General features: G+C 67.3%; 11 protein-coding genes and 1 pseudogene. 9 read left to right on the top strand and 3 right to left on the bottom strand.

Annotated features, from left to right (window positions below; all coding sequences use genetic code 11):
* Positions 1 to 92: 92 nt before the first annotated feature.
* The 8 genes and pseudogenes from ABZX92_RS07745 to ABZX92_RS07710 all read left to right on the top strand — a co-directional run.
* Positions 93 to 359 (top strand): annotated as a pseudogene (locus ABZX92_RS07745) (TIGR02569 family protein); the annotation flags it as partial.
* Positions 360 to 464: 105 nt separating this feature from the next.
* The gene (locus tag ABZX92_RS07740) at positions 465 to 2,387 is read left to right on the top strand and encodes a molybdopterin oxidoreductase family protein (protein WP_355555174.1); all 1,923 of its coding nucleotides are present in this window, start codon (positions 465 to 467) and stop codon (positions 2,385 to 2,387) included.
* Positions 2,384 to 3,799 (top strand): FAD-dependent oxidoreductase, encoded by a 1,416-nt coding sequence (locus tag ABZX92_RS07735; protein WP_355555168.1) that lies wholly within the window; start codon positions 2,384 to 2,386, stop codon positions 3,797 to 3,799. The genes ABZX92_RS07740 and ABZX92_RS07735 overlap by 4 nt, the downstream gene beginning before the upstream one ends.
* Before the next feature lie 97 nt (positions 3,800 to 3,896).
* Positions 3,897 to 5,198 carry a nitrate/nitrite transporter gene (locus tag ABZX92_RS07730; protein WP_355555166.1) on the top strand — a complete coding sequence of 434 codons (1,302 nt, stop codon included), beginning with the start codon at positions 3,897 to 3,899 and terminating at the stop codon, positions 5,196 to 5,198.
* Between the two features lie 111 nt (positions 5,199 to 5,309).
* Positions 5,310 to 7,766 (top strand): nitrite reductase large subunit NirB, encoded by a 2,457-nt coding sequence (gene nirB, locus ABZX92_RS07725; protein ID WP_355555164.1) that lies wholly within the window; start codon positions 5,310 to 5,312, stop codon positions 7,764 to 7,766.
* Complete coding sequence (gene nirD / locus ABZX92_RS07720; protein WP_355555162.1) at positions 7,763 to 8,077, top strand: nitrite reductase small subunit NirD; 315 nt, start codon at positions 7,763 to 7,765, stop codon at positions 8,075 to 8,077. Before nirB ends, nirD begins: the two co-directional genes overlap by 4 nt.
* On the top strand, positions 8,074 to 9,168 hold the full coding sequence (locus ABZX92_RS07715; protein WP_355555160.1) for a uroporphyrinogen-III synthase: 1,095 nt from the start codon (positions 8,074 to 8,076) through the stop codon (positions 9,166 to 9,168). Before nirD ends, ABZX92_RS07715 begins: the two co-directional genes overlap by 4 nt.
* Positions 9,165 to 9,818, top strand: coding sequence for a sirohydrochlorin chelatase (locus ABZX92_RS07710; RefSeq protein ID WP_355555158.1), 654 nt, complete (start codon positions 9,165 to 9,167; stop codon positions 9,816 to 9,818). Before ABZX92_RS07715 ends, ABZX92_RS07710 begins: the two co-directional genes overlap by 4 nt.
* 73 nt (positions 9,819 to 9,891) lie before the next feature.
* On the opposite strand, the gene ABZX92_RS07705 is transcribed toward ABZX92_RS07710, so the two are convergent.
* The 3 genes from ABZX92_RS07705 to ABZX92_RS07695 all read right to left on the bottom strand — a co-directional run bounded on the left by ABZX92_RS07705 (position 9,892) and on the right by ABZX92_RS07695 (position 12,526).
* Positions 9,892 to 10,215: an MGMT family protein gene (locus ABZX92_RS07705; protein ID WP_355555157.1), complete on the bottom strand. Its 324-nt coding sequence runs from the start codon at positions 10,213 to 10,215 to the stop codon at positions 9,892 to 9,894.
* 13 nt (positions 10,216 to 10,228) lie between these two features.
* Positions 10,229 to 11,071 carry an alpha/beta hydrolase gene (locus ABZX92_RS07700; protein WP_355555153.1) on the bottom strand — a complete coding sequence of 281 codons (843 nt, stop codon included), beginning with the start codon at positions 11,069 to 11,071 and terminating at the stop codon, positions 10,229 to 10,231.
* Between the two features lie 159 nt (positions 11,072 to 11,230).
* A complete protein-coding gene (locus ABZX92_RS07695) occupies positions 11,231 to 12,526 on the bottom strand; it encodes a cytochrome P450 (RefSeq protein WP_355555151.1) in 1,296 nt (431 codons plus the stop codon).
* Positions 12,527 to 12,706: 180 nt separating this feature from the next.
* On the opposite strand from ABZX92_RS07695, the gene ABZX92_RS07690 reads away from it, so the two are divergent.
* On the top strand, positions 12,707 to 13,525 hold the full coding sequence (locus ABZX92_RS07690; RefSeq protein ID WP_355555149.1) for an SAM-dependent methyltransferase: 819 nt from the start codon (positions 12,707 to 12,709) through the stop codon (positions 13,523 to 13,525).
* Positions 13,526 to 13,548 lie beyond the last annotated feature (23 nt).

Raw genomic sequence — 13,548 nt, 5'->3', positions numbered from 1 at the left:
TGCCGCGGCCCATCACCGCGTGACACGACCAATCGACCAGGTTGGGATCTCGGTTCGTTATGCAGTACGCGTAGAAGTCGTCGACGCCCTGCGGCAACGCCCCGCCCGCCGTCATCGACTTCGCCGCGTACTGGCGCCCCGCCGAGTGGGCCGCCGCGGTGATCGCGGTGGACGCCGTCGCGTGGGGCGGCTCGGACCCCGGCCTGTTCAAGCGGTGGAGCCATCTCCCGGAGTGGACGCAGGTGCTCGTGCGCGCGACCCTGTTCCGGCTGGCCGTGCACGCGCTGCACCCGTTGTCAACGCCACAGTCCTTTGCGGGCTTGGAACGAGCTGCTCACCAGGTGACCGCACTGCTCTGAGCTGACAACTTTCCACGTTGGAAACATTGCGGAGCATTTGGTTAACGCGCGCTTCTTAGCGTCAGCGGCGTGACCCATTGCCCCTACTGCGCGCTGCAGTGCTCCATGAGCGTCATCGACGGCCAGGTGACACCTGGCCCCGGTGGGCTGTGCCAGAAGGGCTGGACGGCGGGGGAGTTGCTGCGCCATCCAGGCCGGTTGACGACTCCTCTGCTGCACGGCGAGCCCGCCTCGTGGGACGAGGCGATGGACTTCGTCGTTTCCCGCATCCGGTCCTACGAACCCGACGAGGTCGCCGTGTTCGGTGGCGGCGGCCTGACCAACGAGAAGGCGTACCTGCTCGGCAAGTTCGCGCGGGTCGCCCTGAAGACCTCGCAGATCGACTACAACGGCCGGTTCTGCATGTCGTCGGCCGCCGCGGCGGGCAACAAGGCGTTCGGGCTGGATCGCGGGCTGCCGTTTCCGTTGACGGACCTGCGTTCCGCGGACACGGTGTTGCTGGCCGGCTCGAACCCCGCCGAGACCATGCCGCCGTTCCTGCGGCACCTGGAGGGCGCGCGGCTGATCGTCATCGACCCGCGCCGAACGCCGACGGCCGAGCGCGCGACGCTGCACCTGCAGCCCGCGCCGGGCACGGATCTGGCGTTGGCGCTGGGGTTGCTGCACACGGCCGTGATCGAGGGCGTGATCGACAAGGAGTACGTCTCCTCGCGCACCTCGGGTTTCGACGACGCGTGGCGAGTCGCGGCGCAGTGGTGGCCGGAGCACACCGAACGCGTCACCGGGGTCTCCGCCGCTGATCAACGTGCCGCGGTGCACATGCTGGCCGGGCGGTCGTACATCCTGACCGGCCGCGGTACCGAACAGCACGCGTCCGGCACCGACAACGTCTCGGCGTGGATCAACCTGGCGCTGGCACTGGGTTTGCCTGGCCGCTCTGGTTCGGGTTACGGGTGCCTGACCGGGCAGGGCAACGGTCAGGGCGGGCGTGAGCACGGGCAGAAGGCCGACCAGCTGCCCGGCTACCGCAAGCTCGACGATCCCGTGGCGCGCAAGCACATCATGGAGGTCTGGGGCGTCGACTGGTTGCCCGGCGTCGGGCGCAGTGCGTACGAGCTGCTGAACGCCGACGACCTCAAGGCGATGCTGGTGTTCGGCAGCAACCCGGTGGTGTCGGCGCCGCGCGCGTCCGGTGTCGCTGATCGTCTCCGAGCGCTGGACCTGTTGGTGGTGGCGGACTTCGTGATGTCCGAGACCGCCGCGATGGCCGACGTCGTGTTCCCGGTGACGCAGTGGGCCGAGGAAGACGGCACGATGACCAACCTCGAAGGCCGGATCATCAGGCGCCGCAAGGCACTCGACCCGCCTGCGAACGTGCGCAGCGACCTGCACCTCATCCACGGGCTGGCCGCGCGCCTCGGCTGTGCGGAGAAGTTCCTGACCGAGCCGAAGGAGATCTTCGAGGAGCTGCGGAAGGCGTCTGCCGGTGGTCTGGCCGACTACTCCGGCGTCACCTACGAACGGCTCGACTCCGAGCAGCTGCACTGGCCCGTGCCGTCCGTCGAACATCCCGGCACGCCAAGGCTCTTCCTCGACCGGTTCGCGCACGCGGACGGCCTGGCGCGGTTCATCCCGGTCGACCACCGCGGCCCGGCCGAGCCGCCCGACGAGGAGTTCCCGTTGCAGGCCACCACGGGGCGCGTCCTGCAGCACTACCAGTCGGGTGCGCAAACCCGGCTGATCGGCGAGCTCATGAAGGCAGTTCCCGAGATGTACGTGGAAGTGCACCCCGACACGGCGTCACGTGCGGGGCTCTCGTCCGGCGAGCCCGCGCACGTCGTGTCCAGGCGCGGGACGGTGACGGCTGTGGTGCGGTGCGTGCCGAGCATGCGTGCCGACGCGGTGTTCCTGCCGTTCCACTTCCCCGGTGACGGGCGGGCGAACCTGCTCACCAACCCCGTGCTCGATCCCACGAGCCGGATGCCCGAGTTCAAGGTCTGCGCGGTGCGATTGGAGCGGGCAACATGAGGCGAGTCGTGATCGTCGGTTACGGCATGGCAGGCGCTCGGTTGGCGGACGAGCTGCGCCGCCGTGACCAGAACATCTCCATCACCGTCATCGGTTCGGAGCCGCACGCGGCGTACAACCGGGTGCTGTTGTCGACGGTGGTGGCGGGCGCTATGACGCCGCAGTCGACTCGGCTGCACGACGAGAACTGGGCCGCGGACCACAACATCGACCTGCGACTCGGCCAGGAAATACAGGAAGTCGACCGTCAGAACCGCGCGGTCGACGGAATTCCCTATGACGCCTTGGTCCTCGCGACCGGCAGCACCCCCTGGGTTCCCCCTGCCGAAGGCCTGCTCGAAGACGGCAAGCTCGCTCCCGGTGTGGTGGCGTTCCGGACGCTCGACGACTGCGCCGAGATCGAAGCCAAGGCGCACAAGGGCGCTCCCGTGGCGGTCCTGGGCGGCGGGTTGCTGGGCATCGAGGCCGCGCGCGGCCTGGCCGGACGCGGGTGTCTCGTCACGGTCGTCCACCCGGTCGGCCACCTCATGGAACGCCAGCTGGATCCCGGCGCCGGTGGCGTTCTCGCCCGCACGCTGGGGCAGCTCGGCATCGAGTTCCGCCTCAACTCCACGGCGGCCAAGTACCTCCCCGGCGACGGTCTGATCCTCGACGACGGCACGCACGTTCCTGCTGAGCTCGTGGTTGTTTCCGCTGGTGTGCGCGCTGAGACCTCGTTGGCGGTCAAGGCGGGGCTCACCGTCGACCGGGGCATCGTCGTGGACGACGCGTTGCGCACCAGCGACCCGCGCATCCACGCGATCGGCGACTGCGCGCAGCACCCCGGCACGGTCTCCGGCCTCGTCCAACCCGCGTGGGACCAGGCCGCTGTGCTCGCCGACCGCCTGACCGGCGCCAACCCGGCGTCCCGGTACCGCGGCACGTCTGTTGTCACCCGGTTGAAGGCACGCGATGTCGACCTGGCCGCGTTGGGTGATGTGCACACCGATGTGAACTGCCCGGACTCGGAAGTCCTGTGCTTCCAGGAACCTTCGCGCGGGCGGTACGCGAAGCTGGTGCTGCGCGACGACCGGGTGACAGGCGCGATCGTACTGGGCGCACCCGATGCGGCCGCGACGATCACGCAGCTCTACGACCGCGGAATCCCCGCTCCCACCGACCGGTTGGCGTTGTTGCTCGGACGTGCTCTGCCCGCGGAGGCGGCCAGCCCGGCCGATCTGCCGTCCAGCGCGGTGATCTGCCGCTGCAACACCGTTTCCAAGGGACAGATCGTGTCGGCCTGGCGCGCGGGAGCGCAGTCGTTGCCGCAGCTGGCAGAAGCGACCCGGGCGACCACGGGCTGTGGTGGCTGCAAGGACGCGGTGTGCGGGTTGCTCGACTGGCTCGGAGCCTCACAGCCCGCCTCGGCGTGATGTGCGCGGGAGTTGCCTCCGCCGTCATCGGCCAGAACCCCCTGTTAATGCGCACTTCTTAGGTTTCCCGGCAATCGCCGACCCCGCGGAGGAACTCATGAGCTGGATCGACCACTGGGAGCCGGAGAAGCCCGAGTTCTGGGAGTCCACCGGCAAGCGGATCGCCCGCAAGAACCTCGCGTTCTCCATCCTCGCGGAGAACCTCGGGTTCAGCGTGTGGGTGCTGATGAGCATCGTCGTGGTGAGCCTCGGCTCGGTGGGCTTCACCTTCAGCGTCGGCCAGCAGTTCTGGCTGCTGATCGTGCCGAACCTGGTCGGCGCCGCGCTGCGGGTGCCGTACACGTTCGCCGTGCCGCGGTTCGGTGGTCGCTTGTGGACGACGATCAGCGCCGGGCTGCTGCTGATCCCCTGCGCGATGCTCGCCTACGCGGTGTCCACGCCGGGCACGCCGTACTGGTTCTTCCTGGTCACGTCGGCCGCGATGGGCTTGGGCGGCGGCAACTTCTCGTCGTCCATGGCGAACATCTCGTTCTTCTACCCGGAGGGCAAGAAGGGCCTGGCGCTCGGCATGAACGCCGCCGGCGGCAACCTCGGTGTCGCGATCACCCAGCTGATCGTGCCGATCGTCATCACCGTCGGCACCGGGATCCACCTCGCCTACGCGGCGCTGATCTGGATGCCGTTCATCGTGATCGCCACCGCCTGCGCGTGGTTCTTCATGGACAGCCTCACCCAGGCCAAGCCGGACGGCACGTCGTACAAGCTGGCGCTCGCGAACCGGCACACGTGGGTGATGTCGTTCCTGTACATCGGCACGTTCGGCTCGTTCATCGGGTACTCGTTCGCGTTCCCGTCGCTGATCAAGATCAGTTTCGTGGACTACAAGGGCTGGGTGGCGCTCGCGTTCCTCGGTGCGCTGATCGGCTCGGTGGCGCGTCCGTTCGGTGGTTGGCTGGCCGACCGGGTCGGCGGCGCGAAGGTGACGCTCTGGACGTTCATCGGGCTCGGGGCAGGCACGATCGGGGTCATGGCCAGCGTGGAGATGAAGAGCTTCGAGCTGTTCTTCGCCTCGTTCATCGCGCTGTTCATCCTGGCGGGCGTCGGCAACGGGTCCACGTACCGGATGATCCCGGCGATCTTCAAGACGCAGTCGGACTGCGACAAGTCCGCCAAGCGCCAGGCCGCCGCGGTGGTCGGCATCGCGGGTGCGATCGGTGCGGCCGGTGGTGTGCTGGTGAACCTCGTCTTCAAGTTCTCCCTCGAAGGATCGAAGACGCTGACGCCCGCGCTGACCGCGATCCTCGTCTTCTACGGGCTCTGCCTCGTCACGACGTGGTGGTTCTACCTGCGGCGCAACGTGTTCGTGGCGCGTCCTTCGCTGGCCTACGCGGGCGTGTGACGCACACCGCGCTGAGCAGCGGAGAGAGTTTCCTTTAACACCCGCGAAATATCGCGGACCTTGGGATGACACGCTGCCCGGTGAGCATACGGGCAGAAGGAGGTACGCCCGATGACTCAGACTCTGGTCGTGATCGGCAACGGCATGGTCGGCCACCGGCTCGTTGAGATCCTTCGCGACTCGTCCTGGCGAATCGTGGTGTTCGGCGAGGAACCGCACCCCGCCTATGACCGGGTGGCGCTGTCGTCCTATGTGGACACGTGGAGCTCTGCCGACCTGGAGCTCACACCGTTGACCGGCTGTGAGCTCCGGCTCGGCGAGAAGGCCGTTTCGGTCGACCGGGAACGTCGTGTGGTGGTCGGCGCATCCGGTGTCGAGGTGCAGTACGACGCGCTGGTGCTGGCCACCGGTTCGGTGCCGTTCGTGCCGCCCGTGCCCGGCCGGGACCTGCCGGGCTGCCACGTGTACCGGACGATCGACGACCTGGACGACATCCGGGCGACCGTGGAGGCCGCCGACCGGCCCGGACGGCGCTCCGGCATGGTGCTCGGCGGCGGTCTGCTCGGGCTGGAGGCGGCCAACGCGTTGCGCGGCATGGGAGTCTCGCCGCACGTCGTGGAGCTGGCGCCGCGGCTGATGCCCATCCAGGTCGACGACGGTGGTGCCGGCCTGCTGAAGCGGCTGGTCGAGAAGCTCGACCTGACCGTGCACACCGGGACGTCGGCTTCTTCCATCGAACGTGATGGCGCGCGGTTGATCGCCAAGCTGGCCAACGGGCTCGAGCTGGACCTCGACGTCGTGGTGTTCAGCGCCGGTATCCGGCCGCGCACCGACCTGGAGCTGGGGCTGGAGCTGGGGCCGCGCGGTGGTTACCTGGTCGACGCCGCCTGCCGGACCGCTGATCCTCACGTGTTCGCCATCGGTGAGTGCGCTGCTGTCGAAGGCGTGGCCTACGGGCTGGTGGCTCCTGGTTACGCGATGGCCGAGGTGGTCGCTGACCAGATCTCCGGTGGCTCGAAGGTGTTCCCCGGTGCGGACGTGTCGACGAAGCTGAAGCTGCTCGGTGTGGACGTGGCGTCGTTCGGTGACGCGCACGCGCAGACCGAGGGCGCGCTGGAAGTCGTGGTGAACAACGCGGTCGCCGGCACCTACAGCAAGCTCGTGGTGTCCGACGACGCCAAGACGCTGTTGGGTGGCGTGCTCGTTGGCGACGCGTCTTCGTACTTGTCGCTGAGGCCGTTGGTGGGCAAGGAAGTTCCGGCTGGGCTGCTGCAGCCGGGTGGGTCTGTCGACGTCGAGATGCCTGCGGATGCTCAGGTCTGCTCGTGTCACGCGGTGACCAAGCAGACCATCACCGACGCGATCCACTCCGGTGTTGCCTGCGACATCGCCGAGTTGAAGGCATGTACGAAGGCCGGTACGGGCTGTGGTTCGTGCGTGCCGATGCTGAAGAAGCTGCTGACCGACTGCGGCGTCGAGCAGTCCAAGGCGCTGTGCGAGCACTTCACCTACTCGCGGGCCGAGCTGTTCGAGATCATCCGGGCGACCCGCATCACCACGTTCACGTCGTTGATCGAGAAGCACGGCACCGGGCGTGGCTGCGACATCTGCAAGCCCGCGGTGGCCTCGATCCTGGCGTCACTCGGCAACGGGCACATCCTCGGCGAGGCGCAGGTCTCGTTGCAGGACACCAACGACAAGTTCCTGGCCAACCTGCAGCGCAACGGCACGTACTCGGTCGTGCCGCGGATTCCCGGTGGTGAGATCACGCCGGAGAAGCTGATCGTGATCGGTGAGGTGGCCCGCGACTACGGTCTCTACACCAAGATCACCGGCGGTCAGCGCATCGACCTGTTCGGCGCGACCGTCGACCAGCTGCCGGAGATCTGGCGTCGTCTGGTCGACGCCGGCTTCGAGTCGGGCCACGCGTACGGCAAGGCGTTGCGCACGGTGAAGTCCTGCGTCGGGACGACTTGGTGCCGTTACGGCGTCCAGGACTCGGTGGGTCTCGCGATCGAGCTGGAGCTGCGATACCGGGGTCTGCGCTCGCCGCACAAGCTCAAGTCCGCGGTCTCCGGGTGTGCGCGTGAGTGTGCTGAGGCGCGGAGCAAGGACTTCGGCGTCATCGCGACCGAGAACGGCTGGAACCTCTACGTCGGTGGCAACGGTGGCTTCACGCCTCGCCACGCCGATCTGCTCGTGTCCGATGTGGACACGGAGGAGCTGATCCGGATCATCGACCGGTTCCTGATGTTCTACATCCGCACGGCTGACCGGTTGCAGCGCACTTCCGTGTGGCTGGAAGGGCTCGACGGCGGGCTCGACCACCTGCGTGAGGTCGTGGTGGACGACAAGCTCGGTATTTGCGCGGAGCTGGAAGCGGCGATGGCGTCGCACGTCTCCGACTACGCCGACGAGTGGCGTGGAGTGCTTGAGGACCCGGAGAAGCTGGCTCGGTTCACGTCGTTCGTGAACGCGCCGGGCACGCCGGATCCGACGATCTCGTTCCGCGCTGAGCGTGGTCAGCGCGTTCCTGTCCAGCTCGGGATTCCGGAGGTCGTCAGGTGACCGTCGTCTGTGACTTTGAGGTGTTGCGCCCGGAGCAGGGTGTGGCCGCGTTGCTGCCCGACGGCTCGCAGGTGGCGGTGTTCCTGACCGCTGACGGGACCCTGCACGCGTTGGACAACATCGATCCGTTCAGCGGGGCCGCGGTGCTGTCGCGCGGCATCGTCGGTGACCGAGGTGGCGTTCCCGTCGTGGTGTCACCGGTCTACAAGCAGGCGTTCGAGCTGGCGACCGGCAAGTGCCTGGACGAGCCCGCGGTTTCCGTTGCGGTGCACCAGGTGCGTGTGCGTGACGGCGTCGTGGAGCTGACATGACCGAGCCGCTGGCGGGCTTCACCATCGGCGTCACGGCGGCCCGTCGCGCCGACGAGCTCATCGCCATGCTGGAACGCAAGGGTGCGTCCGTGCTGCACGGGCCAGCTCTGCGAATTGTGCCGTTGCCTGACGATGCGACGTTGCACAGTGCGACGTTGGAGCTCGTGTCGTCCCCGGTCGACGTCGTTGTCGCCACCACCGCGATCGGGTTTCGCGGGTGGTTCGAGGCTGCCGAGGGGTGGGGGCTGGCCAGCCGCCTGCACCGCGCGCTTGAAGGTGCCGTGGTGTTGCCGCGGGGGCCGAAGGCGAAAGGCGCGGTGCGGGCGGCCGGGCTGGTCGAGGCGTGGTCGCCGTCGTCCGAGTCGAACGCCGAGTTGTTGCAGTACCTGCTGCGGATGGGGGTGACCGGTAAGCGGGTCGCGGTGCAGCTGCACGGGGAGCCGTTGCCGGACTTCGTGAACACGCTGCGGGCGGCCGGAGCTGAGGTCGTCGAGATTCCGGTTTACCGGTGGGAGCCGCCGGCTGATATCGGGCCGTTGGACCGGTTGATCGACGCGGTGCTGGCCGGGCAGGTGGATGCGTTGACGTTCACGAGTGCGCCGGCTGCGTCTTCGGTGTTGCGGACGGCTTCGTCGCGGTATGCCGATCTGGTGGCTGCTTTGCGGCGGGATGTTCTTGTGGTCGGAGTTGGGGCTATCACTGCCGGGCCGTTGGTGGCTGCGGGGATTCCTGTGGTGCAGCCTGCCCGGTCTCGGATCGGGTCGATGGTGCGGGAGTTGGCGGTCGAGTTGCCGGCTCGGGCCACGCGGTTGCGGATTGCGTCTTTTGATTTGGAGATGCGGGCTCAGGCTGTGGTGGTGGATGGGGAGTTGCGGCCCGTTGCTCCTGCGCCCATGGCTGTGTTGCGGACTCTTGTGGCTGCTCGGGGGCGGGTGGTTTCTCGGCAGGACTTGTTGGCGGCGCTGCCTTCTGGTGGGGAGGAGCATGCCGTGGAGACCGCTATTGGGCGGTTGCGGACGGCTTTGGGGGCGCCGGCCATGGTGTGCACCGTGGTCAAGCGCGGGTATCGACTTGCGATGGAGCCTGCATGAAGCTGGTGTTGGCGTTTCACGGGACTCGGGATCCGCGGGGTGGACTGGTTTGCGAGGAGATCGCGGACTTGGTTCGGTTGCGGATGGATGTTCCTGTCGAGGTTGCTTATGCAGACGTGAGGCAGCCTGACGTTCGGTCTGTGGTGGATGGGCCTTGCATCGTGGTGCCGGTGTTCTTGGCTGCTGGGTACCACGTGCGGGTCGACATTCCGGAGCAGATCGGGGGCCGGCCCGATGTGGTCTTGACGTCGCCGCTCGGGCTGGATGCCGTGCCTGTGGTTCGGGAGCGGTTGCGCGAGGCCGGGTTCCGGCGTGGGGATGCGCTGGTGCTTGCCGCTGCTGGCTCGTCTGATGCTCGGGCGTTGGCCTCTGTGCGGCGTGCGGCGGAACTTCTCGGCGCCTCCGCTGTGGGGTATGTGGCCACGGCGACGCCCCGTGTACCCGAGGTTGTTGATGAGGTGCGGGCTCGGGTACCGGGGCGGCGGGTTGCCGTTGCTTCGTGGCTCTTGGCACCAGGGACATTCCACGGGGCGCTGGCTCGGTGTGGTGCGGACTTGGTCTCCGAACCTGTTGGAGCGCACCCTCTCGTGGTCGATGTGTTGTTGCGCAAGTACTACGAGGCTCGGGCTTTGTTGTTGCAGACGGCTTGAGGCCGCCTGTCGGCGGGGCGCGTCGGTGCCCGTGAAGAGCGGCCTCGGCGTCGCCTCCCCTGCGGCATCGGCATTACCAGAGGCCTGGGGGCTCTGTTTCCTGCTTGCGGGCGTCTTCCCAGCGGTATTCGCGCAGGTTGATTTTGCCGTCCAGGTTCGGGACGCCCTCCTCGTGGAGGAGTTGTAGCTGGGTGTCCCGGAGGTGTGGGGCGCAGGTGCCGTCGGCCCTGAGGACGCGTTGCCAGGGCAGGTCGTGGCCGTCCTCGTTCAGGATGCGGCCGACCAGCCTTGGCGAGGGGGCCTTGGCGAGATCAGCGATGTCGCCGTAGGTGGCGACTCGTCCGCGTGGGATGGCCTTGATGAAGTCGCGGACTCGCTCGTGGATCTCTTCGTCCATGCGCCGAGTTTAGTCAGATCGACCTCGACCACGTGGCCACTGCGGAGAGGTAGCCGGGGGCGTTCGGGGCGTAGTTGATGGAGTGGCCGTAGCCGTCGAGGATGAAGGTGTTCAGGGAGGGGGCGGAGGGGAAGAACTGGCCTTCGTCGGCCTTCAGGGCGGCAGGGGAGGAGCAGTCGCTGCCCATCAGGGGGACGCCGGAGCCGCAGAAGTGGAAGTCGTTGCCGAGGGCGATCATCACCGGGACGTTGATGTTGCGAGAGATCGGGATGATGACGGTGTTCAGGAGGATGGTGTCGACTGCCTCGGTTGCGGCGAAGACGTCCTTGGTGGACTCGTCGAACGCGATGGCGCCGGGGACCAGGGGACCTGGTTTGTGGAACGAGTTGTAGCGGGTGTCGGGCATGGTGGTGAGGTAGCCGAGGTCCAGGCCCGCCGGGACCATGTTGGCCAGGACCGGGACGACGGTTATGTAGTTCATCTTGTGCGTGAAGCCGGTGACCAGGACGCCGTCGACGTCGTGCCAGGTGCCTGCCTCGATCATGGCCATGGCGGAGCCGATCGAGTGGCCCGCGACGATGACCTTGGAGAACCTGGGCTTCAGGGTTTGGATGACCTGGTGGACCGCGCTGGCTTGGGTTGAGGCGGTTACCAGGGCGCTCAGGGGTTTGGAGCTCTTGCCGGTGCCCAGGCGGTCCAGGGCGAGGGTGGCGAAGCCGGCGGCGTTCTGGGCGCGGGTGAAGGAGTGGGCGTCGGGGTCGAAGCCCACGTCCCAGTAGGTGCGGTCGTAGGTGCCGCCCGGGATCAGGACTTGGATCGTGGTGGCGCCTGCCGGCACGCAAAGCCTGGCGGCCATGGTTTCCAGGGAGGTCACCAGTGGGGTCAGGCCTATGCGGACCTGGTAGCTGACGTCTTGGCACGTGGATGTGGCGGCGTTTGCGTGTGCTGGGGCGGAGAACAGGAGAAGCAGGGCCGCGGCGCACAGGCTGCGCAGGCGCATGGGGGACCTTCCGGACTAGTTGCGGGGGACGGCCTTCATGAGGAGGCCGGTGGGGTACGGGGCGGACGTGAACTTCACGCGTGCTGGGCGGGTGGGGGTGAGGCGCCACTGTTGTGCGATGGTGGCGAGGGTTATGACGATTTCGGTGTGGGCGAAGGTGTTGCCCAGGCATTGGCGGTTGCCGCCGCCGAACGGGACGAAAGCGCCACGGGGTAGCGAAGAAAGAAAAGACGGAGTCCAGCGGTCGGGCTGGAAGCGCTGGGGGGACGGGAAGTAGCGCTCGTCGTGGTGCAGGGCGTGGGGGCTGATGATCACCTCGGCGCCTTGGGGGAGCGTTGCTTCGCCTAGTTGGACTTCGGTCAAGGTGCGGCGCATCACGAACCAGATCGGGTAGTGGCGCAAGGTCTCCTGGACGATCTGTCCTGTGTAGACGAGGTCGTCGACGTCGGCGTAGGTCACCGGGCGAGAGCCGAGGACCTGGTCGAGCTCGGTGTGCAGGCGGTGTTCGATCTCCGGGTTGCCGCCCACCTCGTACAAGGCCCAGGCCAGGGCTATCGCGGTGGTTTCTATGCCCGCGGTGAGGAGGGTCAGGACTTCGTCGTAGGTCTGCTCGTCGGTCATGCCTGCCAGGAGGAGCATGGAGAGGACGTCGCCGTGGTCGGTCGAGTCGGCGCGCCAGGCTTCGATCACTTGCAGCACAACGGCTTTCATGCGGGCGATCGCGGCGTCGAACTCGCGGTTGCCCGGGAGCGGGAGCTTCTCGACGAAGGACGGGGAGAGGGCGCGGATCATGCCCTGCTGGATGACGGTGAAGATGGACCGGCGGACCTCTTCGACGGCGCGGTGGCCGATCTCCGTCGAGAAGAGGGTCTCGCCGACGATGGTGACCGCGAGCTCCTGCATGTCGTTCTCGATGGTGCGGGTCTCGCCTGGTTGCCAGCGCGCAGCCAGCGAAGAAGCAGCACGAGCCATTGTCGAGGCATAGGATTCGATCCGTTCCCGATGGAACGCCGGCTGCATCAGGCGGCGCTGTCGCAGGTGGAACTCGCCGTTCGACAGCAGCAGGCCCGTGCCGAGATAGGGCTGGAACTTGTCGAACATCGCGCCCTTGCGGAACTTCGAGCCTTGGGAGACAAGGACTTCGTGCGTCAGGGCGGGAGACGTCACGAAGTAGGCGTGCAACGGGCCGAGGTCCAGGCGCACCACGTCGCCGTGCTCGTGCAGCGCGTCGGTGAACTTGGCGCGCTGGGTGAGCATCGCCGGGGTGTGCCCGAGTAACGGCCAGCGGCGTGGCGCCACCGGGACGGGCATCCAGACTCCTGGGAGTTGGGCCGAATGGGGACGGACCACACTAGGAGCCGTTTGGGGGAGGACGACAGTGCCTGATCGGGTGGTTCCGGGTCACTCTGATGGTTCAGCGCATTGTCCGCACGGGTGACTAAGCTCGTGCGTCATCCTCAGCAGAGCCACGAGACCGAAGAGGTGTTCACCGTGGCAGAGACCCAGAACTGGGTGCCGCTCGGCATCGACACGAACGTGCCCAGCATGGCCCGCGTCTACGACTACATCCTCGGCGGCGCCCACAACTTCGCCGCTGACCGGCAGGTCGGGTCCCAGATCGAGAAGCTGGTGCCCGGACTGCCCAGCGTCGCCCGGCTCAACCGGCGGTTCCTCGGCCGCGCGGTGAACTTCCTGATGGACCAGGGGATTCGGCAGTTCCTCGACATCGGCTCAGGCATCCCGACGGTCGCGAACGTGCACGAGGTCGCGCAGGAACGCGACCCGGCCGCGCGAGTCGTTTACGTCGACAAGGACCCGGTGGCGGTTGCGCACAGTGAGTTGTTGTTGGCTGACAACGAAAATGCCGCGGTCGTGCAGGCCGACATGCGCGACCCCGAGGCCGTGCTGGCGAGTCCGGAGGTGAAACGCCTGCTGCGCCTGGAAGAACCGGTCGGCCTGTTGATGCTGCTCATGCTGCACTGGGTATCGGACGAGGATGATCCGCAGAAGCTCGTCGCCACGTACCGTGACGCGTTGCCGGCCGGGAGCTTCGTCGTGATGACGCACGTGGCGAAGGATCAGATCGACGACACCGTCGACCAGGCCGCCGCCGTGGTGAACCGCAGCAAGAGCGCGGACCAGATGCACATGCGGACGCACGCGCAGGTCAGCGCGTTGTTCGACGGGTTCGAACTGGTCGAGCCCGGGCTGGTCGGCTGTGGTGAGTGGCGGCCGGACGGGCCTGGTGACATCGCGGACGAGACGTCCATGAACATGTTCTTGTATGCCGGGGTGGGTCGTAAGGGCTGAAACCACCCTGTAGTGTCGGAGGT

Source organism: Lentzea sp. NPDC006480, from assembly GCF_040611995.1.
Lineage (GTDB): Bacteria > Actinomycetota > Actinomycetes > Mycobacteriales > Pseudonocardiaceae > Lentzea.
The sequence above is the reverse complement of the archived record's forward strand: the minus strand, read 5'-3'. Positions and strand labels throughout refer to the sequence as shown.